Genomic DNA, 21259 nt, shown 5'->3' with positions numbered 1-21259 from the left:
GCACCAGCGCCAGAATTCCGTCGACGACTTTCTGCCCGATGGGGAGCTGGCGGATGTCGTACTGCGCGGCGATCACGTCGGCGGCACTGAACAAGATTGCCGGTTTTTCTTCGCGCGTGCCGGTTGTCGCCAGCATCATTCTGCGCTCGTCATCGCCTGAAGGATAGCCGATGTCGATTTGCAGCATGAAACGGTCGAGCTGCGCTTCTGGCAGCGGATAGGTGCCTTCCTGCTCCAGCGGGTTCTGGGTGGCGAGGACGTGGAAAGGCCGCGGCAGGTCGTAGGTCTCGCCGGCCACCGTGACGTGATGCTCCTGCATGGACTGGAGCAGGGCCGACTGGGTGCGCGGCGAGGCACGGTTGATCTCGTCGGCCATCAGAAGCTGGGCGAAGACCGGCCCTTTCACGAACCGGAAGGCGCGCTTTCCGCCCGCCGCTTCCTCGAGCACCTCGGAGCCGAGAATGTCGGAGGGCATGAGGTCGGGGGTGAACTGGATGCGTCGGGCGTCGAGGCCGAGGACGGTGCCCATGGTCTCCACGAGCTTGGTCTTGGCGAGGCCCGGAAGGCCGACCAGCAGCGCATGGCCGCCCGAAAGGACCGTGATCAGGGCACGGTCGATGACGGATTGCTGGCCGAAGATGACGGTCGAGATATGGCTACGCGCCGTGCGGATCTGGGCGGCGGTCGTCTCCGCGGCACGAACGATGGCGTCTTCCATGCGTTCAGCGGTCTCGGCGGTCATGGGCACTTCCTTCGAGGCTGCGTTTCATCGCAGTGCATCATGGCCCAAGCGTTGCGGCGGGGATAGTCGAGACTTACGTTCGTCACAGGCTTCGAGCGAGAGTCAGGCCTTTTTGAGAAGTGTTTCACTCAATCGTGAGGTGCCGAGGGTGACCCCAGTGATGCCCCCGCCCGGTGGGCTCGACGCCATCGCCGCGCAGGTTCGAGGCGGCGGCGGCGGCGCGCCGGTGCATCTGTGGAACCCTCCCTATTGCGGTGACCTCGACATCCGGATCGGGGCGGACGGCACCTGGTATTACCTGAAGTCTCCGATCGGCCGCATGCCGCTGGTCAAGCTGTTTTCCTCGGTTTTGAAGCGTGAAGACGGGCGTTTCTTCCTCGTCACACCGGTCGAGAAGATCGGGATCATCGTCGACGACGCGCCCTTCGCGGCGGTCGAGATGCGGGTGGAGGGGGATGGCGCGGACCGGCGCATCGCCTTCCGCACCCAGGTCGACGACTGGATCGAGGTGGGCGAAGCCCATCCGCTGCGCTTCGAGAAGGAGGACGGGACTGAAGGCGTCAAGCCCTATGTCCATGTCCGTGGCGACCTGTGGGCGCGGGTCTCGCGCGCCCTCTTTCACGATCTCGCGAGCCTCGGCGAAGTCGCCTCCCGGGACGGGCGGAACTGGTTCGGAATTTCCATTGCGGGAACCTTTTATCCCATGGTGGATGCGGCCGAGATCGAGGGCCTGACGTGATTCCCCTGTCGTCCGACGCATTCAGCATGGTCGTCACCAGCCGCCTGTCGCTGACCGTGCCCTCGGTCCGCCAGGACCTGTTCGGCCGCCTCGGCAACGGGCCCGATCTCGGCGACCACACGGTCAACGAGGGGCTGCCGGCGAAGCCTGCGGCGGTGCTGATCCCGGTGATCGCCAGGCCCGTTCCCACCATCCTCCTGACCCAGCGCTCCAGCGACATGCCGGACCATTCCGGCCAGATCGCCTTTCCCGGCGGCAAGATCGAGCCGGGCGACGCGACGCCGCTGGACGCGGCCCTGCGCGAGGCCGAGGAGGAGGTGGGGCTGTCGCGGGCCCATGTGCGCCCGCTCGGCTATCTCCTGCCGTTCCTGTCGCGGACGGGGTACCTGATCACGCCGGTGGTCGGGCTCGTCTCGCCGCCTTTCGCGCTGACCTTGAACCCGCGCGAGGTGGCCGACGCCTTCGAGGTGCCGCTCGCCTTCCTGATGGACCCGCGTAACCACCACAGGAAGTCGCGCGACTTCAACGGTCAGACGCGGCATTTTTATGCCATGCCCTTCGAGGACCGCTACATCTGGGGAATTACCGCCGGGATCCTGCGCAATTTGTGGGAGCGCCTGAGCGAGGATGCGGAAGCCGGGGGCGAGACATGAGGATCGTGGTCAATCTGGCGCTCTTCGTCCTGCCCTTCGTGCTCTATTTCATCTGGCTGCACGTCAAGGAGAAGAGCCCCTTCCTGAAGGAGCACTGGGACCGACAGCCGGTGATCTGGCTCGGCCTGTTCGGGATCATGCTCGGGAGCGGCTATTTCCTCTATCACCTCGCCTATCAGGTGCGGGACCCCAACGTGATCTATCGCCCTGCCCGGGTGGAGAACGGCGTCTACCATCCCGCCCGCATGGAGCGGCGGACCGACACGGCGCCGCGATGAGCACCCTGCCGCCCCCACCGGGCTGGCTCGCCGCGGGAGACGTGCCGCGGCTCATCCGGGCCATCGGTGTCGAGGGCGACGCAGTGCGCGTCGTCGGCGGCGCGGTGAGGAACTGGCTGATCGGCCTGCCGCCGGGCGATATCGACCTCGCCACCACGGCCGAGCCGGGCGCCGTCTCGGCGCGGGCGGTCGGGGCGGGTTTCAAGGTGGTGCCGACCGGGATCGCCCACGGCACCGTCACCGTCGTGGTGGACGGAACCGGCTATGAGGTGACGACGCTGCGCCAGGACATCGCCACGGACGGGCGCAGGGCCATCGTGCGTTTCGGCCGCGACTGGGAGGCTGACGCGGCGCGGCGCGACTTCACCATCAACGCCATGAGCCTGTCGGCGGATGGTGACCTCTTCGACTATTTCGGCGGCCGAAGCGATCTCGCCGGCGGCAAGGTGAGGTTCATCGGTGATGCGCTCCAACGCGTGCGCGAGGATAGGCTGCGCATCCTCCGGCTGTTCCGCTTCCACGCCACCTATGCCCGCGGCGAGGTCGACCGGGCGGCCCTCTCCGCCTGCATCGCCGAGCGGGAGGGGCTCGCCGACCTTTCGCGCGAGCGCCTGCGCGCGGAGATCATGAAGCTCGTCGTCGCCCCGCGCGCGGGCGCGACGCTGCAGGCGATGGCCGATTGCGGTCTCCTCGGCCAGGTGCTCGGCGGCGTGCCGCTGGCCGCCGGCGTCGACCGCCTGGCCACCGTCGAGGCGGAGCTGTCGATCGACGCCGATCCCGTGCAACGCCTGGCTTCGCTCGCGGTGCTGATCCGCGAGGACGCGCTGCGGCTGCGCGAGCGTCTCGCCCTGTCCAATGCCGAATTCCGCCGCCTGGACGGCATCGGCCATGGCTGGCGCCGCGATCCCGCGACCGGCCTCACCGCTGCCAAGGAGCTTCTCTATGCGGTCGGCCCGCGCGGTTTTCGCGACCGGGTGCTTATCGGTTTTGCCCGCTCCGCGGCCGATCCCGCCGATCCCGCCTGGCGCGATCTCCTCTCCCTGCCGGAGCGCTGGACGGCGCCTCACTTTCCGGTTTCGGGCGAGGAACTCCAGCGCCGCGGCCTCGCCGCCGGCCCCGATCTCGGCACCGTCCTCAGTGCCATCCGCACGCGCTGGATGGCGGCCGATTTTCCCGTCGCAAAGGACCAGGTCGGTGCGCTCGTGGAAGAGGCTCTCGCCGAATGCGGGCACCTGGGCGCGGGATCCCGCCGAGGCCATGAAAGCGAGTGCTAGCAACCATCTCGCGCCAATTAATTGATAAGCAAGTTTTTTTTGATTGATTTCATCGGCAAGCCGCTCCGATCGGAGCAGGCCCCCGGTGGTCTTTTGTCGATATGGCGTTGGTACAGGACAAGTCATCGAGCGATACGATGCGCGAACTGCCCGTCGAAATTTATGTTTCGATGGTCGACTCGCTCTACGAGGACGTTCGCTCGCTGCTGCTCGGCGTGGTCGCCGCCCTGGCCGGCACCATCTACACGGCACATCTGACCGGTCATCCGCTGCTGATCGCATTTCCCTTTGCGATCGTGCTGATCGGCTTCGTGCGGACCCTGCGGATGGTCGCCTATCGGCGCGTGCGGACCTCTGTCGTGACCTACGAGCAGGCGCTCCGCTGGGAGCGAGAATACACGATCGGCGCCAATATGCTGGTCTTCACCATCGGTTTGTGGTGCTTCGCGACCTTCAACCTGACCCAGTCCATGGCGGCCCACCTGTTCTGCGTGTCGGTGGCGCTGTCCTACATGGTCGGGGTCACCGGTCGGAATTTCGCCAACGGTCCCTTCGTCGACAACCAGATCGCCCTGCTCTGCGCGCCGCTGGTGGTCGGCATGATGATGACCGGCGTGTGGGACTACATGGTGCTCGCCTGTTTCGCGATCCCCTTCTTCGGCAGCGTGCGCAGCATCGCACGCCGGCTCCGCGAGATCCTCCTCAACGCCATCATCGCCAAGCGCGATGTGTCGCTGCTCGCCGATCGCTTCGACACCGCCCTCACCAACATGCCGCATGGCCTCGCCATGTTCGACGCCGAAGGCCGTCTGGTGGTGGTGAACCGGCGCTGGGCACAAATTCTGCCACTCGACCCCGACAGCCTCGCGCAGGGCGCCCGCGCCGAGGCGATCATCGCCGCCTATGTCGATCTCGGCATCCTCGGCGAGCGTGACGCCGGCCGGGTGCTCGACGCGGTGGCACGGCGCGTCCACGGGCTGACGCGCGAGCAGTTCGAACTCCAGGCCAACGGCTGCAACGTCGACCTCACTTTCCAGCCGATGGAAACGGGCGGCCTCGTCGTCGCCATCGAGGACATCACCGAAAAGCGACGCACCGAGGCGCGGATCGCCCATATGGCGCGCCACGACGCGCTCACCGGCCTTCCGAACCGGTCGCTGTTCCAGGAACGGCTGGAAACGGCTCTCGCCATGACCACCGACGAGGACATGCTCGCGGTGCTTTTCGTCGATCTTGATCATTTCCAGCAGGTCAACGACACGCTCGGCCACACGGCCGGCGATGCGCTCCTTGTGGAAGTCGCCGACCGGCTGCGCTTCGCGGTGGGCGAGAACGACGTGGTGGCCCGTTTCGGTGCCGACGAGTTCGTCATCCTCCAGAACGGCGCGCGCAGCGTCAACGACGTCACGACGCTGGCCGCGCGGATCATCGAGACCATCGCCGATATCTCGCAGATCGACGACAAGCCGATCGCCAGTGGCGCGTCGGTCGGTATCGCCCTGGCGCCGCGCGACGGGCGCGAGCCGGATCAGTTGCTGAAGAGTGCCGACATGGCGCTCAGCCGCGCCAAGGCCGGTGGCCGCGGCATCCTGCATTTCTACGAAGAGGAAATGGATCGTCAGGCCCAGGCGCGCCGGGCCATCGAAATGGATCTGCGCAAGGCGATCCAGAACGAGGATCTGGCGGTCTATTTCCAGCCCATGCTCGATCTCAAGTCGCTGACTATCTCGACCTGCGAGGCGCTCGCCCGCTGGCCACATCGCGTCCGCGGCATGATTTCCCCGGCGGAGTTCATCCCGATCGCCGAGGAAACCGGGCTTGTCATCGAACTCGGCCGTCAGGTGCTGCGCAAGGCCTGCCGGGCCTGCGTTGCCTGGCCCGACCGGATCCGCGTCTCGGTCAACCTGTCCTCCGTGCAGTTCGAACGCGACGACGTTGTCGCTCTGGTCGCCGAGACCCTGAGGACGACCGGGCTCGACCCCGACCGCCTCGAACTCGAGATCACCGAGACCCTGCTCCTGCAGGACTCGGAGGGCGTTCTCTCCGTCCTGACGCAGTTGCGCGCGATGGGTGTCAGGCTGGCACTCGACGATTTCGGCACCGGCTATTCCAGCCTGAGCTATCTGCACAAGTTCCCGCTGGACAAGGTCAAGATCGATCGCTCCTTCGTCCGCAACATCACGAGTGACAAGAAGGCCGCCAAGCTGCTGCGCGGTGTGACGCGTCTCGGTTCGGAACTCGGCCTGTCGGTGGTCGTCGAAGGGGTGGAAACGCTGGAGCAGCTGAAGCTGATCGACGCGCCTGGTGTCGTCAGTGAGGTCCAGGGCTTCGTCCTCAGCCCCGCCATCCCCGATGACCAACTGCGGGCCCTGATGGGCCGATCCGGCAAGGATCTTCTGGCGCGCGCCGCCTGACATCCGGAAGCAATACTGACGTTACGTCACCAGTATTCACACGAAAGACTTCCAGCGGGTTGAAGGCCACCCCTCTGCGTCTGCCGGTAGCAGAAGGGCTTTGCGCTGCACTTCTGACCGGATCGACCGCGCCAGCGTGTGACCTCGGGAAAAATTGCGTTTCAGGATCGCGAAATCTCCGCGGAATCGCGAAATTCTTGCTGGGTGATGCCGGCTTCGATCCTGTGAAGGCGAATTTCGATCGCGGAACGCCACCGTGCTGTTGCCGCGGCCATGCCGCGATGCGGCAGAGTAAAGACACGGCGCCGAGGGCGGTATCATCATAACGATCATTGTATTTAATTGCGTTTCTCCGAACGCATTAACGATGATTTAACCAAACGCTTCCCACCGGTTAAAAAAGCATTAACATCGTCCTCACGTTAGCAGCGGGTGTGAACGCTTCTCGTGGGGCATGGCAGATGACGACGGTGAATGCCGAAGGCTCGTTTTCACGGAACGTCGCCGATCTCATCGGCCGGATCGCCTACCGGCGGATCCAGTCGGACGAGGACCGTCGTGCCATCTTTCGCTTGAGATACGAGTGCTACCTGCGCGAGGGGGCGATCGCGCCGAACGAGACGTGCCTTTTCGAGGATGATTTCGACAGCGCCCCCAACGGCTCGATATTTGGGCTCTATATCGACGGCGTCCTGGCGAGTTCCATCCGTGTGCACGTTGCTACCGCGGAGGTGCCCTTCGCCCCCGCCCTGGCCGTTTTCGGTGACATCCTCGGCGCCCGCATCGCTGCGGGCGAGACCATCGTCGACCCGACCCGCTTCGTCGTGGACCATGAGCTCTCCCGGCTCTACCCGGGACTGCCCTATGCGACCGTGCGCATGGGCATGCTTGCCTCCGAACATGCCGAGGCAGACTATGCCCTCGCGACAGTCAGGACCGAGCACAGGGCCTTCTACCGCCGCCTGCTGTTCATGGAACCGGTGGGCGAGCCGCGCCTCTATCCGAACCTGAAAAACCCGATCAACCTGATGGGCGTGTCCTTCCCGCTGATGCGGCAAAGGGTCTACACTCGCTATCCGTTCATGGCGTCGACGCGTGAAGAACAGGATCGGCTGTTCGGCTCACGTCGCTTCCGCGCCCCCCGGCGCGACCATGGCGCGGCGCCGGTGACGGGAGAAGCTGCCGCTGCCTGAACCGTCGGGAGGCCAGGGCGATGAGATCCGGCAGCCGCAGGCCCTTTGATGCATTTCGCCGCGCGCCGGGATCGGGAAACCGGGCCTCGGACGGCTGGAAACGCGAGTCATTCGTGCTGCCGCGGGACGCGGCCCGCATCAAGGCGCGGGAAATTCTGGATCGCTTTCCCCGCGCCGCCTATCTGACAGAGGTCGAGTTCTGGCGCGAACTCGATGACGGCCGCATCGAGTTCACGATGCGCCGCCTTCCGACTTCGGACTGAGGCCGAATCAGGCCGCTGCTTCTTCTTCTTCCTCGTCCTTTTCGGCTTCGTCTTCCTCGTCTTCCTCTTCTTCCTCGTCCTCAGGGTCGATGGCCTGGAGCGCGACGAGAGGAATGGCTTCGCGGAAGAGATCGCCCTCTTCGCCGAGCCAGATGCAGGAAGCCTCATCGTTGTCGATCGCGGTGATCGTCAGCGCCTGGCCGCCGGATTTGAGGATAACGATGTCGCCGGGTGAAAAAGTCATGGTTGCCTCCGTTGGGTGCAAGGCGACCGTAGCTGCACTCCGTGACGGCGCTATCACACGGGGGTGGGCGGGGCGCCTCGGCTCCCGGCCGTCCGACCCCCGCCGTCCGGTTCAGGCGCGCCGCCTGGAGAGGCTCCCCATCAAGGCCCGGATCCCCTCGGTCCAGGGCGGGCAATCGGTGGTCAGACGGACGCGGTTGGTCAGGCTGCCGAGGCTGTCGCTGGCGATTGTGACGATATCGCCGAGCTTGTGGGTGAAGCCCTTGCCCGCCTCGCCACGGTCCTTGATCGGCGCGAAAAGCGTTCCGCAATAAAGCACGAGGCCGTCGGGATATTGGTGGTGCGGGCCGATGGCCTGGGCCGCCAGGTCCTCGACGTCACGGGAGATCGCCGCCATGTCGCTGCGGCCGTCGAGGACGAAGCCGTCGTCGCCGGTCACGGTGAGCGCGACCTTCATGGTCCTGACGTCTTGTATGCCAAAGGTCCGATCGAACAGGCGCACGAAGGGGCCGAGGGCCGCCGAGGCATTGTTGTCCTTGGCCTTGCCGAGGAGCAGCGCCGAGCGTCCTTCCACGTCGCGCAGGTTGACGTCGTTGCCGAGGGTGGCGCCGACGATGCGGCCGGCGGACGAGATGACCAGCACCACTTCCGGCTCGGGATTGTTCCAGGTGGAGATCGGATGGATGCCGACATCGGCGCCCGTCCCGACCGAGGCGAGCACCGGTGCCTTGGTGAAGATCTCGGCGTCCGGGCCGATGCCGACCTCGAGATATTGCGACCAGAGGCCGCGCTGCTGCAGGTGCGCCTTGAGGGCCGCGGCCTCCGGCGAGCCGGGCCTGAGGCCCTTGAGCTCACCGCCGATGATGGCGCCAATCTCGTCGCGGATGGCGGCGGCGCGCTCCGGCACGCCCTTGGCCTGTTCCTCGATGACGCGTTCCACCATGGAGATGGCGAAGGTGACGCCGGCCGCCTTCACTGCCTGCAGGTCGATGGGGGAGAGCAGGAAGGGCGACGCAGAGTCGCGGCCCCCGGGCACGGTGTTGGCGAGGATGGCGTCGAGATCGCCGATCCGCTCGCCGGTGACGCCCGCGATGGCCTCGGCGGGATCGGCCGTGTCGAAGAGGTCGGCCGTGGTCGGGAAGCTGCTCGTGACGTCGAAGACGCCGCCGGCACGCATCGCGACCACCGAGGGGCCATAGCCCGGCCTGAAGATGCGGCCGACGAGCGTGCCCGCCGTGCCGTCGGCGGGAAGGGTGGTGGCGGCGGAGAGGACGAGGGCGCTCATATGCAGCGTCCGCCGTCGACTTCCAGCACCACGCCGGTGAGGAAATTGCCTGGGTCAGCCGCGAGGAACAAGGCGGCATCGGCGATGTCCTTCGGCGTCGACAGGCGCCCCATGGGGATCGATGCGATAAACTTCTTCCGCATCTCCGGCGTGTCCTCGCCCATGAAGGTGCCCAGCAGCGGCGTGTCGCCCGCCACCGGGGCCAGCGCGCAGACGCGGATCTTGTCGGGGGCGAGTTCCACCGCCATCGATTTGGTGAGGAGGTTCACCGCGCCCTTCGAGGCGTTGTACCAGGCGAGGCCCGGGCGGGGCCGGATGCCGGCGGTGGAGCCGACATTGATGATGGCGCCGCCGCCCTTCTCGCGCATGGCCGGCACGACGGCATGGGCGAAGTGGAAGATCGACTTCACGTTGACGTCGAAGACACGGTCAAAGGTCTCCTCGTCGACCTCGAGCATCGGCCGGTTGCGGTGCGAGGTGCCGGCATTGTTGACGAGCACGTCGATCTGGCCGAAGCGTTCGAGCGTCTTCGCCACGGCGCGCTGGACGTCCTTCGCCTTGGAGACGTCGCACTTCATGCCGAAGGCCTTGCGGCCATAGGGCTTGGCGGCCGCCTTGGCGCCCTCCTCATTGAGATCGAGGACGACGACCCGCGCGCCCTCCCTGGCGAAAGTCTCGACGATGCCGAGACCGAAGCCCTGGGCGCCTCCGGTGACGATGGCGACCTTGTCCTTGAGACGCATGCGTTTCTCCTTAAGGCGATGCTTGTTGATTGGCCGGACTGCTCAACCGTGGTTGATGACGACGGTCTTGGAAGCCGAGAACTCATAGAGAGCCTCGAAGCCCTTCTCGCGGCCGTGGCCGGATTTCTTGACGCCGCCGAAGGGCAGTTCGATTCCGCCGCCGGCGCCATAGCCGTTGACGAAGACCTGGCCGCAGCGCATGGCGCGGGCAACCCGCATGGAGCGCTTCGCATCGCGGCTCCAGACGCCGGCGACGAGGCCGAAATCGGTGCCGTTGGCGAGGCGGACGGCATCCTCCTCGTCGTCGAAAGGAATGGCCGAGAGGACGGGCCCGAAGACCTCGTCGCAGGCGAGGCGGTTCGACCGCGGCACCGGGCCGAACAGGGTGGGCGCGACGTAGTAGCCGTTCGGCGGCAGGTTAGGCGCGAACTGGCCCTCGGCGAGAACCGGAATGCCGTCGGCGCGGGCGCGGGCGAGGAAATCCTCGACGCGCTGCTTCTGGCCGGGGGTGATCATCGGGCCGCAGTCGAGGTCCATGTCCCAGGCCCCGACGCGCACCGTGCTGAACCGCTCGGCGACGCGCGCCACCAGTTCGTCATAGGCGGCGCGCTCGACCAGCATGCGCGAGCCGGCCGAGCAGGTCTGGCCGGCATTCTGGATGATGGCGTTGACGAGGCTCGGCACGGCCGCGTCGAAATCGGCGTCCTTGAACACCACCTGGGGCGACTTGCCGCCGAGCTCGAGCGTGCAGCCGATATGGTTCTTCGCCGCCGCCGCCTGGATCAGCGTGCCGACCTCCGGCGAGCCGGTGAAGGAGATGAAATCGATGCCGCGGTGGGAGGAGAGGGCCGCGCCGGCCTCCTCGCCGAGGCCGGTGACGAGGTTGAGGACGCCCGGCGGGAAGCCGACCTCGAGGGCGAGCTCGCTGATGCGGATCAGCGAGAGGCAGGCATCCTCGGCCGGCTTCACCACGCAGGTATTGCCGCAGGCGAGCGAGGCTGCCACCGACCGGCCGAAGATCTGCGCGGGGTAGTTCCACGGCACGATATGGCCGGTGACGCCGTGCGGATCGCGGACCACGGCCACCGTGTAGCCGTTGAGGAAGGGAATGGTCTCGCCATGCACCTTGTCGGCGGCGGTGCCGTAGAACTCGAAGTAGCGCGCAGCCGCTGTGATGTCGGCCTTGCCCTGTCGGGCGGGCTTGCCGGTGTCGACGCTCTCGAGGAACGAGAGTTCGTCGTGGTGGGCGAGGATGGCCTCGCCGAGCTTGCAGAGCAGCCGGCCGCGCTCTGTGGCGGTCATGCGGCCCCAGGGGCCCTCCTCGAAGGCCTTGCGGGCCGCTGCGACGGCACGGTCGACGTCCGCGGCGCCGCTGCGCGGCATATGGGTCAGGACCGCGCCGTCCGACGGGCCGATCACGTCCAGGGTGGCCCCGCCGAGCGCCGCGACCGACCGGCCGTCGACGATGTTGAGGAAGCTCGGCGGCATGGCGCGGGCGGCGGGGCTGGTCTGGGTGGTCATGCTCTTCCTTGTCGGGCGGTGATCGGCCTCGGGCCGCTGCAAATCGGGCAGGCACGCTAGCCCTCAGCCCTTTTTTCCGAAAGAGGGGCGCCGCATGGGAGCCCTTCCGCGCCGCACCGCGGGCTCCGGTCAGAAGCGCGCGGCGATCTGGGCGAGGCCGAGGACGCCGCCGATGCCTACACCGATGCCGAGCAGGAACAGCACGAAGGCGCCCAGCCCCGAGAATCGTACGCCCTGCCGGGTTGTCGGCGCCGGCGCAGCGGCGGGCGGCGGTGACGCTTCCGTTGTCGCGGCGGCCGTGACGGCCACCTTCTGTGCGGCCACCGGCGTCGCGATGCCCTGCGATGCCACGGCAAAGACCGGAGGGAGGTCGGCCGGGGGCAGGGCAGGGACGGGGTCCACCGAGGCCGGCGGCAGGGCCAGCAGCCGCTCGCGCTCGATGAGCCGGCGGGCGATATAGGCGGTGACGCGATCGGCTACCGCCGCCACATCGGCGCTCTCGATCATCACGCGGCGGCCCTCGCGCGTGTCCTGCAGGAAGCGGTAGCTGCGCTTGTCACGGGCGATCTCGACGAAGGCGATCATGTCGATCCACAGACGCGGCGTCATGCCGGGCGTGACGGCGACATCGAACAGGTCGATGCCGCGGGGCACGTCCGCCAGCACCGGCTTCAGCCGGTCGTGCAGGATGTCGAGCCGGGCGATGTCGGCTTCACGCAGCGCGACGACGACGCCGGTCCGTTCGGCCTCGTCGATGCGGATGGCGCGGATCGCTTCCGTCAGGGCGGCGGCAGGCTTTGGGTCCATCGGAACCTCGCGGATGAGATGCCGGGCGGTGCCGGCATAGTTAACTGCATTTAAGCACGCCCGCCCTGCCGGCCCAAATCGGCGGCGTGAGAACGCCGCGGCCAGGGGGCGGCTCCGTGACGCCGTGCGGGCCGCGCCAAAGCCGAGTTCGGCCATGATGCCGCCCGAGGCCGCCCGTGCGCGCCCGCGGTACCCCTGTCTTTGGCCAGTCGAATGGGAGATGACGAAATGTAATTGTCTTTGACGCGACAGGTCCTGCACGAGTTTTGAGCGTAACCGCCACCATCATACCGCCTGTCTGCACCATATTACCGAACTCTGAATCCAGCGGGTTGCACCGCCGCATCTGTCGTGTCACCCCGGAATTGTTTCGTGCATCCGGGAACCGCTTTGAGGGGAGAGGGGTTCTGAACTCTGGTAGCCGGGGTCTTCGTCCCCGGGCTCTTCAAGGGACGACACATATGAAAAAGCTGCTCCTTGCCGGCGTCGCCGCTGCGGCGCTCTCCACGTCCGCCATCTTCTCCGCAACCCTCGCCGCCGATCTCCGGTCACCGCGCATCGCGGTCTCTGAAACGGTCGTCGTCCCGGCCTCCTTCACCTGGACCGGCTTCTACGGCGGCGTCCATATCGGCTATGGTTGGGGCCGCTCCAACTGGAACTTCCAGCCGGCCGGCACCTTCACCTCGCCCTCGACCAACGGCGTCTTCGGCGGCGGTCAGATCGGCTTCAACTACCAGGTCAACAACATCGTGCTCGGCATCGAGGGCGATGCCTCGGCGGCCGATCTCAGCGGCTGGCGGACCTGCCCCAACCCGGCCTTCACCTGCGCCTCGCGGGCGAATTTTCTCGGCTCGATCCGCGGCCGTGTCGGCTACGCCTGGGACCGGACGCTGATCTATGCCACGGGCGGCGTCGCCTTCGGCTCGTTCCGCCATCGCACCTATGACGCAGCAACGGTCACGCAGGTCGGGTCCTTCAGCAATTCGCGTGTCGGCTACGCGCTGGGCGCAGGCCTCGAATATGCCTGGACCCCGAACGTGACGACGAAGCTGGAGTACATGTACTATGACTTCGGCTCCTCGACGCAGCAGCCGGGCCTGGGTTCGCTCGACCCGACCGGCTTCGCCAGCACGCGCATCCGCAATGACGTCCACACCGTCAAGATCGGCCTGAACTATCTGTTCTCGACCGGTCCGGGCGCTGTCACGTCGCGATACTGATCGCGGGCTTCGCGCCCGATGTGCGAAAGGGTCGCCTCCGGGCGGCCCTTTTCCGGCTCAGGGCATCGGGAAGGCGGCGAGTTGCCTGAGCGCTTCACCCGTCACCATGGCGGTGGCGACCGCGACATTGAGCGAGCGCAGACCGGGACGCATGGGAACGAGGATGCGGGCATCGGCAACCGCATGGACGGTTTCCGGAACGCCGGCCGATTCGCGGCCTGCCATCAGCACGTCGCCGGGCTGGAAGGCGAAATCGGCATAGGGCAGGGCGCCTTGCGTGGTCATCAGCACGAGCCGCCGCCCGTCTTCGCGGCGCCACGAGTCGAAGGCTGCCATGTCATCATGGCGTCTCCATACGACATGATCGAGGTAATCCATCCCCGATCGACGGAACGACTTGTCGGAGACCGGAAACCCTGCGGGTTCGATGATATCGACAGCGAGGCCGAGGCATGCCGCCAGCCTGAGAATGGTTCCGGTGTTCTGGGCGATGTCGGGCTGGTAGAGCGCGATGCGGATCATGCGCAAACATTGACCAACAGTTACTCTTTACGGAAGAGCCTGCGACCCGGTCCACCGATCAGACGAAGGTACCGTGCGGCGCAATGCCATGTTCACAACCGCACACTGGACATCACCTTATAACGGTGCGAATAAGCGGCGCCGATCATGGTTCCCGCGCGGATTCCACCAAGCCCTCGGGCTCATTCGGCGTGGCGGCGCCGCCCCTGAAGGCTGCCGCGCGTCGAATCAGGTGGCGCGGGTGCGCCCCTCGCGCGGTCGGCGCGATCTGGTCCCCATGACGGGCGGACGAGCGAAAGGACGAAGAGAAGTGGCAAGCGTTCAACATTCCGAGGGTGATCGCCGCGATTTCCTCTACCTGGCGACCGGGGCGACCGCTGCCATCGGCGTCGGTGCGGCGATCTGGCCGTTCATCAGCCAATTGGCCCCCGATGCGGGGACGATCGCAGCCGGCGCACCGGTCGAGATCGATCTCGCCGCCATTCCCGACGGCGGGCAGATCAAGATCCTCTGGCGCGGCAAGCCCTATTTCGTCCGCAACCGGACCGAAGCCGAGATCAAGGCGGCGGTCGACGTCGACGTCGCCACGCTGCGCGATCCGCAGCCCGACTCGGCGCGTGTCCTGCAGGGCCGCGCCAAATGGCTGATCATCGCGGCCAACTGCACCCATCTCGGCTGCGTGCCGCTCGGCAACCAGGGTGACTACGGCGGCTGGTTCTGCCCGTGCCACGGCTCCCACTTCGACACGTCGGGCCGTATCCGCAAGGGTCCCGCCCCGACCAACCTTCCCGTTCCGCAGTACACATTCGTCAACGACACGCGCATCCGCATCACGGGTGCGGCGGCAGCCGTCTGACGCCCGGATCCAGAGGTAACTCGACCATGCAGGGTCATTCGCACTACGTACCGACGTCGGGCATTGGCAAGTGGATGGACTCCCGTCTGCCCGTGCCGCGGCTGGTCTATGACAGCTTCATTGCCTATCCGGTGCCGAAGAACCTCAACTACTTCTACACGTTCGGCGCCATCCTCTCCTTCATGCTCATCGCCCAGATCATCACCGGCGTCGTGCTGGCGATGCACTACACGGCGCATGTCGACCTCGCGTTCAACTCCATCGAAAAGATGATGCGCGACGTCAATTATGGCTGGATGCTGCGTTATCTGCACGCCAATGGCGCTTCGATGTTCTTCGTCGCCGTCTATGTGCACATGTTCCGCGGGCTCTATTACGGGTCCTACAAGGCGCCGCGCGAGGTCCTGTGGATCCTCGGCGTCATCATCTATCTCCTGATGATGGCCACCGCCTTCCTCGGCTACGTGCTGCCCTGGGGTCAGATGTCGCTGTGGGGCGCCGTCGTCATCACCAACCTGTTCTCGGCGATCCCGCTGGTCGGGCCGACCGTGGTCGAGTTCCTGTGGGGCGGTTATTCCGTCGACAATCCGACGCTGAACCGCTTCTTCTCGCTGCATTACCTGCTGCCGTTCATGATCGCCGGCGTCGTCGTCCTGCACGTCTGGGCGCTGCACGTTACCGGCCAGAACAACCCGACCGGCGTCGAGGTGAAGGACGTGAAGAAGGACACCGTGCCGTTCACGCCCTATGCGACGATCAAGGATGCGGTCGGTCTGATCTTCTTCCTCATCCTGTTCATGTGGTTCGTCTTCTTCCAGCCGACCTATCTCGGCCACGCGGTCAACTTCGTGCCCGCCGACCCGCTGGTGACGCCGCCGCATATCGTTCCGGAATGGTACTTCCTGCCGTTCTACGCGATCCTCCGCGCCATCACCTTCGACATCAACCTGATCATCTTCACCATCCCGTCGAAGCTCGGCGGCGTGCTGGCCATGTTCGCGGCCATCGCGGTGCTGGCCTTCCTGCCCTGGCTCGACACCTCGAAGGTCAAGTCCACGGCCTACCGGCCGATGCACAAGCAGTTCTTCTGGGCCTTCGTCGTGGTCTGCTTGATCCTCGGCTGGCTCGGTTCCAAGCCTGCCGAATACCCCTACACGGTGTTGTCGCTGATCTTTACCGGTCTGTACTTCGCCTATTTCCTCGTCGTGTTGCCGCTTCTGGGCCTGTTCGAGACACCCCGGAAGCTTCCCGCCTCCATCGCGGACGCGGTATTGGCGAAGGTGCGCAAGGGCGGTGCCCCGGTCACGGCAGGGGCTGCGGCTGCGCCGCAGACCAAGGGTTGAGGCGAGAGAGAGCTCAAGGATCCACGATGATGAAGCGTTTCTCTCTCCGCATGGCGACGGCCGGGCTCGCGGGCCTGGTCCTGGCCTCCGTCGGCCCGGTACAGGCCGCCGAGCAGCTCGCCCCGCCGCGCTTTACCTGGTCGTCCTCCGGTGTCTTCGGGACGTTCGACCGGGCGCAGCTCCAGCGCGGCTTCCAGGTCTTCAAGGAGGCCTGTTCCGCCTGCCACGGCATCGACCAGATGTCGTTCCGCAACCTCGCCCAGCCGGGTGGGCCGGAATTCTCGACCGCGCAGGCGGCCGCCATTGCGGCCGACTGGATGCACAAGGTGCGCGAGATCGGCGACGACGGTCAGCCCGCCGAGCGCACGCCGCGCCTGGCTGACCGGATTCCCGGTCCTTTCGCCAACAAGAAGGCGGCCGAGGCCGCCCATGGCGGCAAGGCGCCGCCGGACCTCAGCCTGATGCCGCGGGCGCGCTCCTACGAGCGCGGTTTCCCCTGGTTCCTGACGGACATCTTCACGCTCTACCAGGAGCACGGCGCCGACTATGTGAAGGCCTTCCTGACGGGCTACGAGGAAGGCAAGCAGACCCCTCCGGGAACGCATTACAACAAGTATTATCCCGGCAATTTCGTCGGCATGCCGAACATCCTCCAGGATGGGCTTGTGACCTACACGGACGGCTCACCGCAGACGGCAAAGCAATATGCCGCCGACGTCACCGCCTTCCTGATGTGGACGGCGGAGCCGCACCTGGAACAGCGCAAGCGCATCGGCTTCCAGGTTCTCCTGTTCCTGCTGGTTCTCGGCGGTCTGACCTACTTCACCAAGAAGAAGGTCTGGAAGAACGTCGAAGGGCATTCCTGAGCCGCGCCGTTTCGCCGGCAGACTTGACGAGGGGCCGCGTGAGCGGCCCTTTTTCGTGGGGCAAGCCCCGTAACGTCATGCAGCCTTCGCACGAATCCGGTGCGTGCGGGGCGAGACCGGAAGCCGGACAGGGAGACGCAGGATGACCAGAGCCGTACTCGGCGTGATCGGAGGCTCCGGCATCTATGACCTGCCGGGTCTTGAGGGGCTCGAGGAGATCGCCGTGTCGTCGCCCTGGGGCGAAGCCTCCGACGTCCTGCGCCGCGGGCGGATCGGCGCCACCGAGATCGTCTTCCTGCCGCGTCATGGGCGGGGGCATCGCTACAGCCCCTCCGACATCAACTACCGCGCCAATATCGACGTGCTGAAGCGCGCCGGGGTCACCGACCTCGTGTCGCTGTCGGCGGTGGGCTCGTTCAAGGGCGATCTCCCGCCCGGCCATTTCGTGCTGGCGGACCAGTTCGTCGACCGGACCTATCTCCGCCCGTCGAGCTTCTTCGGCAAGGGCTGCGTTGCCCATGTGGCCTTCTCGCACCCGGTCGCGCCGCTGCTGCAGAGGCGGCTGGCGGCGGCGGCCGAGGCCGAGGGCATCGCCCACCAGATCGGCGGAACGGCGGTCTGTATGGAGGGGCCGGCCTTCTCGACGATGGCCGAGAGCCTTTTTCACAAGGGTCAGGGCTGGGACCTGATCGGCATGACGTCAATGCCCGAGGCGAAGCTCGCCCGTGAGGCCGAGATCTCCTACGCCTTCGTCGGCATGGTGACGGATTTCGACGCCTGGCACGAGGAGGTGGGCCCGGTGGACGTGTCGCAGGTGATCCATCACCTGCATTCGAACGCCGACAAGGGCCGCCGTCTCGTGGCGCGGCTCGCCCGCGACTTTCCCGCCGCACACGAGCCTTGCCCGATCCATTCCGACCGGGCGCTCGAGCACGCGATCATCACCGCCGCCGAGCACCGCGACCCCGACCTCGTCGCCAAACTCGACGCCGTGGCCGGCCGCGTGCTGGCGCGCTGAGACGTCACAGCCAGCCGAACGGGCCGCCGAAATAGCCGTGTCGCCAGGCGCCGAATCCCCAGAAGAACAGGGCGCCGACGAGGTTGAGGATGAGTGCCACCGCGATGAAGGCGGGAATAGCCGCCAGCGCCGCCTTGAAGAAGAAGGCGACCAGCCTCGTGAAGGGGACGTCGATGGCGGTGACGGTGATCGGTGTCGGCTGGTAGGGGGCCGGTCCGGCCGGTGCCTGTGGCATGGTCATGGTGTCTCTCCATCGTCTTGGTTCGGCATTCCCACGCCATGGTCCGGCGGGTTTCCGTATGCGCTAGAGTTAGAAGCGGCGCAGACGCGGCGCCAATGAATTCGCGGTAAGGTTTCGCCGCCGACGGAGAGGGACAACATGGCCGAGGACGAGGATCTCAAGGCGACGGTGCGGACGATCCCGGACTATCCCAAGCCGGGCATCATGTTCCGCGACATCACCACGCTGCTTGGCGATGCCCGCGCCTTCCGCCGCGCCGTCGACCTGCTGGTGCAGCCCTATGCCGGCGGCAAGATCGACCAGGTGGCCGGCATCGAGGCGCGCGGCTTCATCCTCGGCGGTGCAGTGGCCCATCAGCTCTCCGCCGGCTTCGTGCCGATCCGCAAGAAGGGCAAGCTGCCGCACCAGACGGTGCGCATGGCCTATGCGCTGGAATATGGCACCGACGAGATGGAGATCCATGTCGACGCCATCCGCCCCGGCGAGAAGGTCATCCTCATCGACGACCTCATCGCCACGGGCGGCACGGCGGAGGGCGCGGTGAAGCTGCTACGCCAGATCGGCGCCGAGGTGGTGGCCGCCTGTTTCATCATCGACCTGCCGGATCTCGGCGGGGCGGACAAACTCCGGGCCATGGGCGTGCCGGTGCGGACGCTGATGGCCTTCGGCGGGCATTGAGGGGCGCATCACCAAATGGGGCGGATGGTCCCGCTTGCCACTGAAGGTCTCGGACGGAGCCCGCGGCGCTGACGGCTGCTCCGCCACGTGGGCCCCTGGTCTGTTGCCGGAGGCTCATAGCCGCCAGGGGCTGTCGCTGAACCTGGCGCTGACGAAGTCGAGGAAGGCGCGCACCTTGGGGAGCCTCTGGCGTCCCGGGGGAAAGACGAGGTGCATGGGAACCGGATCATCGACATGGGTGTCTGCGAGAAGCCGGACCAGGCGCCCCTCGCGGATTGCCGGGGCGGCCAGCATGTCGCCGACGCGCGCGATGCCCAGATCAGCGAGGGATAGGGCCAAGGCTCCTTCTGCCGTGCCGATGCCGACCGGTCCCTGCACGGTGATCTGGCTGAGCTGGCCGTCCTCCCGGAAGGGCCAGCGCGCCATGTCCGGTGTGGTGGTGATGGCAAGGCAGGCGTGACGGGCAAGGTCCGCCGGCCTTTTCGGAACGCCGTGGCGCTCAAGATAGGCGGGGGACGCGACAATGACGCGGCGGACCTCGGCGAAGCGACGGGCGGCCAGGCGCTCGTCGGTCACCGGCCCGGTGCGGATGGCAACGTCCAGTTCCTCGCCGACGACGTCGCATATGCGGTCCTCGACCGTCAGATCGAGACGGATATCCGGGTAGGCGGCGCCGAAGGCGACGAGGGCAGGGGCGAGCTGGCGCATGGCGAAGCTGATGCCGGAATTGACGCGGAGCCGGCCCTGGGGCCGCCCGCCGCCCTCCATCGCCGTGGCCTCCGCATCGTCGATCGCGCCGATGATGCGGCGGGCGGAATCGAGATAGTCCTGTCCGGCCGGAGTCGGGACGATGCGCCGGGTTGTGCGTTCGAGCAGGCGGACACCGAGCCGCTCCTCCAGTCGCCTGATGGCCTTGGAGACGGCCGATGGCGTCACGCCGAGATGCGCTGCGGCGGCGGTGAAACCGCCGCGGTCGACTGCGGCGACCAGAATCTCCATCGCTTCGGCACGGTCCATTAGTGCCCCCAGTTCCAGAATGAGTGGAACAATAGCCTGATTATCGATCGTGCGGAACAGGCCTAGCCTTCCTCTGTCACCATGATGGTGGCGCAGGAGACTTCGCGATGGACCCTCTGAGCAATCACCGGGACGTCTTCAACTATGGGGAAGCGCGCCGCCGGGCCCAGCGCGAGCGTGCGCTCGCCTGGCGTTCCGGGTGGCGATGGCTTTGGCAACAGTTCAGGCGCCCGCCGCGCCCTCACAGCGGCACGAAGACCGATCCGTCGAACGAAAACACCAGTTCGCCCCGCTGGTTCTCGCCGGTGTTGAGGGAGAAGACGATCCCCCAGCCCGGGCGCGAGGCCAGCGGCCGCTTGGACACATATTCGGTGAAATAGGTCACCGTGTCGCCGGCACGGACCGGCCGCGGCCATTTCAGGTTCTTGAATCCGCCGGAAGGGCCGTTCCATTGCGGTGGCAGGCCCTTGGCCGCGCGGTCGGCGGCGATGCGCTGGGACTGCTCGACGCGCATGCGCATCCAGACGCTGCCGGTGTGCCAGCCGGAGGCCACCAGGCCGCCGAAATGGGTGGCGGCGCCGCCTTCCTCCGACAGGTGGAAGGGCTGGGGATCGTAGAGCCGCGCGAAGGCGATGATGGCCTCGGGCGTGAAGGTGTAGGCGCCGAGACACTCCCGTTCGCCGAGGACGATGTCGTCATACATGTCAGGCTGCGTCCTGGCCGCGCCGGGCAAAGAAGATCGGGTTGGTCTGTTCCATGACCACCTCGCCCTTCTGGTTCATCAGTTCGAAGCGGAAGCGCACCACGCCGCGGTCGGGCCTGGAGGCGGAGGGGCGGGCCTCAAGGATCTCCCGCCGGACCGACAGGACGTCGCCGGGAAAGACCGGTCGCAGCCACTTCACCTCGTCGATACCGGGCGACCCTATTGACGACGAGCCATCCATGAAGTGGTCGAACATCAGTCGCATCATGATCGAGCAGGTGTGCCAGCCGGAGGCGGCGAGGCCGCCGAGCATGGAGGCGCGGCCGGCCTCCTCGTCGAGGTGGAACGGCTGCGGATCGAATTGCCGCGCGAAATCGATCACCTCCTCCTTCGTCACCGCATAGGCGCCGAAGGTCGTGATCTCGCCGGGGACGAAATCCTCGAAGGCGGGATAGGGCGTGGCTGTCATCGGGGCATCCGGCGCGGTGGCTGTCCGCCTTATGCCGGAAACGGAAGGGTTCGTCCCGCTGGACCTTCGGCAGGGTGGGGGGCGAGATGCGCCCATCCGGTTCCGCGGGAACCACATCGTCACGCCCGGGCTTGTCCCGGGCATCCACGAATTTTCGACGGGCGGTGGTCA

At 66.6% G+C, this 21259-nt stretch carries 24 protein-coding genes; 13 read left to right on the top strand and 11 right to left on the bottom strand.

All coding sequences use genetic code 11. The features are described from left to right. A partial coding sequence (locus Q8O26_RS11100) for a MoxR family ATPase (protein ID WP_305575581.1) occupies window positions 1–742 on the bottom strand: 742 nt, incomplete at its 3' end. A 160-nt stretch (window positions 743–902) separates the two neighbouring features. Between Q8O26_RS11100 and Q8O26_RS11095 the strand changes: the two genes are divergently transcribed. The 7 genes from Q8O26_RS11095 to Q8O26_RS11065 all read left to right on the top strand — a co-directional run bounded on the left by Q8O26_RS11095 (window position 903) and on the right by Q8O26_RS11065 (window position 7556). Next, complete coding sequence (locus tag Q8O26_RS11095; protein ID WP_305575580.1) at window positions 903–1481, top strand: DUF1285 domain-containing protein; 579 nt, start codon at window positions 903–905, stop codon at window positions 1479–1481. 26 nt (window positions 1482–1507) lie between these two features. Continuing rightward, a complete protein-coding gene (locus tag Q8O26_RS11090) occupies window positions 1508–2134 on the top strand; it encodes a CoA pyrophosphatase (RefSeq protein WP_305575579.1) in 627 nt (208 codons plus the stop codon). Beyond that, window positions 2131–2412: a DUF6111 family protein gene (locus Q8O26_RS11085; RefSeq protein WP_305575578.1), complete on the top strand. Its 282-nt coding sequence runs from the start codon at window positions 2131–2133 to the stop codon at window positions 2410–2412. Before Q8O26_RS11090 ends, Q8O26_RS11085 begins: the two co-directional genes overlap by 4 nt. Beyond that, window positions 2409–3686: a CCA tRNA nucleotidyltransferase gene (locus Q8O26_RS11080; RefSeq protein WP_305575577.1), complete on the top strand. Its 1278-nt coding sequence runs from the start codon at window positions 2409–2411 to the stop codon at window positions 3684–3686. Before Q8O26_RS11085 ends, Q8O26_RS11080 begins: the two co-directional genes overlap by 4 nt. Before the next feature lie 137 nt (window positions 3687–3823). Then, window positions 3824–6100 carry a bifunctional diguanylate cyclase/phosphodiesterase gene (locus Q8O26_RS11075; protein WP_305575576.1) on the top strand — a complete coding sequence of 759 codons (2277 nt, stop codon included), beginning with the start codon at window positions 3824–3826 and terminating at the stop codon, window positions 6098–6100. A 461-nt stretch (window positions 6101–6561) separates the two neighbouring features. After that, window positions 6562–7293 (top strand): hypothetical protein, encoded by a 732-nt coding sequence (locus Q8O26_RS11070; protein ID WP_305575575.1) that lies wholly within the window; start codon window positions 6562–6564, stop codon window positions 7291–7293. A 20-nt stretch (window positions 7294–7313) separates the two neighbouring features. Beyond that, window positions 7314–7556: a hypothetical protein gene (locus tag Q8O26_RS11065; RefSeq protein WP_305575574.1), complete on the top strand. Its 243-nt coding sequence runs from the start codon at window positions 7314–7316 to the stop codon at window positions 7554–7556. Window positions 7557–7563: 7 nt separating this feature from the next. On the opposite strand, the gene Q8O26_RS11060 is transcribed toward Q8O26_RS11065, so the two are convergent. The 5 genes from Q8O26_RS11060 to Q8O26_RS11040 all read right to left on the bottom strand — a co-directional run bounded on the left by Q8O26_RS11060 (window position 7564) and on the right by Q8O26_RS11040 (window position 12155). Continuing rightward, a complete protein-coding gene (locus Q8O26_RS11060; protein WP_305575573.1) occupies window positions 7564–7800 on the bottom strand; it encodes a YodC family protein in 237 nt (78 codons plus the stop codon). 111 nt (window positions 7801–7911) lie between these two features. Then, a complete protein-coding gene (locus Q8O26_RS11055) occupies window positions 7912–9084 on the bottom strand; it encodes a fumarylacetoacetate hydrolase family protein (RefSeq protein ID WP_305575572.1) in 1173 nt (390 codons plus the stop codon). Then, window positions 9081–9827, bottom strand: coding sequence for a glucose 1-dehydrogenase (locus tag Q8O26_RS11050; protein ID WP_305575571.1), 747 nt, complete (start codon window positions 9825–9827; stop codon window positions 9081–9083). Before Q8O26_RS11050 ends, Q8O26_RS11055 begins: the two co-directional genes overlap by 4 nt. Before the next feature lie 42 nt (window positions 9828–9869). Further along, complete coding sequence (locus Q8O26_RS11045; RefSeq protein WP_371134529.1) at window positions 9870–11348, bottom strand: aldehyde dehydrogenase family protein; 1479 nt, start codon at window positions 11346–11348, stop codon at window positions 9870–9872. A 129-nt stretch (window positions 11349–11477) separates the two neighbouring features. Then, window positions 11478–12155 carry a hypothetical protein gene (locus Q8O26_RS11040; RefSeq protein ID WP_305575570.1) on the bottom strand — a complete coding sequence of 226 codons (678 nt, stop codon included), beginning with the start codon at window positions 12153–12155 and terminating at the stop codon, window positions 11478–11480. A gap of 461 nt (window positions 12156–12616) precedes the next feature. Here Q8O26_RS11040 and Q8O26_RS11035 point away from each other — a divergent pair, with 461 nt between their 5' ends. Next, window positions 12617–13375 (top strand): outer membrane protein, encoded by a 759-nt coding sequence (locus Q8O26_RS11035; protein WP_305575569.1) that lies wholly within the window; start codon window positions 12617–12619, stop codon window positions 13373–13375. Between the two features lie 57 nt (window positions 13376–13432). Here Q8O26_RS11035 and Q8O26_RS11030 read toward each other — a convergent pair whose 3' ends face one another. Further along, window positions 13433–13897: a tRNA (cytidine(34)-2'-O)-methyltransferase gene (locus Q8O26_RS11030; protein ID WP_305575568.1), complete on the bottom strand. Its 465-nt coding sequence runs from the start codon at window positions 13895–13897 to the stop codon at window positions 13433–13435. Between the two features lie 310 nt (window positions 13898–14207). On the opposite strand from Q8O26_RS11030, the gene petA reads away from it, so the two are divergent. From petA to Q8O26_RS11010, 4 genes are all read left to right on the top strand, one after another. Further along, entirely contained in the window at window positions 14208–14753 is a 546-nt protein-coding gene (gene petA, locus Q8O26_RS11025; RefSeq protein ID WP_305575567.1) for a ubiquinol-cytochrome c reductase iron-sulfur subunit, read from the top strand. Between the two features lie 26 nt (window positions 14754–14779). Beyond that, window positions 14780–16096 carry a cytochrome b/b6 gene (locus Q8O26_RS11020; RefSeq protein ID WP_305575566.1) on the top strand — a complete coding sequence of 439 codons (1317 nt, stop codon included), beginning with the start codon at window positions 14780–14782 and terminating at the stop codon, window positions 16094–16096. 29 nt (window positions 16097–16125) lie between these two features. Beyond that, window positions 16126–16962, top strand: coding sequence for a cytochrome c1 (locus tag Q8O26_RS11015; RefSeq protein WP_305575565.1), 837 nt, complete (start codon window positions 16126–16128; stop codon window positions 16960–16962). A gap of 142 nt (window positions 16963–17104) precedes the next feature. Beyond that, on the top strand, window positions 17105–17980 hold the full coding sequence (locus Q8O26_RS11010) for an S-methyl-5'-thioadenosine phosphorylase (protein WP_305575564.1): 876 nt from the start codon (window positions 17105–17107) through the stop codon (window positions 17978–17980). A gap of 4 nt (window positions 17981–17984) precedes the next feature. On the opposite strand, the gene Q8O26_RS11005 is transcribed toward Q8O26_RS11010, so the two are convergent. Then, window positions 17985–18221 carry a hypothetical protein gene (locus Q8O26_RS11005; protein ID WP_305575563.1) on the bottom strand — a complete coding sequence of 79 codons (237 nt, stop codon included), beginning with the start codon at window positions 18219–18221 and terminating at the stop codon, window positions 17985–17987. 138 nt (window positions 18222–18359) lie between these two features. On the opposite strand from Q8O26_RS11005, the gene Q8O26_RS11000 reads away from it, so the two are divergent. Beyond that, window positions 18360–18899, top strand: a complete 540-nt coding sequence (locus tag Q8O26_RS11000; RefSeq protein WP_305575562.1) for an adenine phosphoribosyltransferase — start codon at window positions 18360–18362, stop codon at window positions 18897–18899. 114 nt (window positions 18900–19013) lie between these two features. Here the strand turns inward: Q8O26_RS11000 and Q8O26_RS10995 are convergent, their stop codons facing one another. The 3 genes from Q8O26_RS10995 to Q8O26_RS10985 form a co-directional block, all read right to left on the bottom strand. Continuing rightward, complete coding sequence (locus Q8O26_RS10995) at window positions 19014–19916, bottom strand: LysR family transcriptional regulator (RefSeq protein ID WP_305575561.1); 903 nt, start codon at window positions 19914–19916, stop codon at window positions 19014–19016. A 241-nt stretch (window positions 19917–20157) separates the two neighbouring features. Beyond that, window positions 20158–20619, bottom strand: coding sequence for a MaoC family dehydratase (locus tag Q8O26_RS10990; protein ID WP_305575560.1), 462 nt, complete (start codon window positions 20617–20619; stop codon window positions 20158–20160). Window position 20620: 1 nt separating this feature from the next. Continuing rightward, window positions 20621–21088 carry a MaoC family dehydratase gene (locus tag Q8O26_RS10985; RefSeq protein ID WP_305575559.1) on the bottom strand — a complete coding sequence of 156 codons (468 nt, stop codon included), beginning with the start codon at window positions 21086–21088 and terminating at the stop codon, window positions 20621–20623. Between the last annotated feature and the right edge of the window lie 171 nt (window positions 21089–21259).

This window comes from Phreatobacter sp. (assembly GCF_030691135.1).
GTDB lineage: Bacteria > Pseudomonadota > Alphaproteobacteria > Rhizobiales > Phreatobacteraceae > Phreatobacter.
Note: the sequence above shows the minus strand (reverse complement) of the source record. Positions and strands in the feature narration are given on the sequence as shown.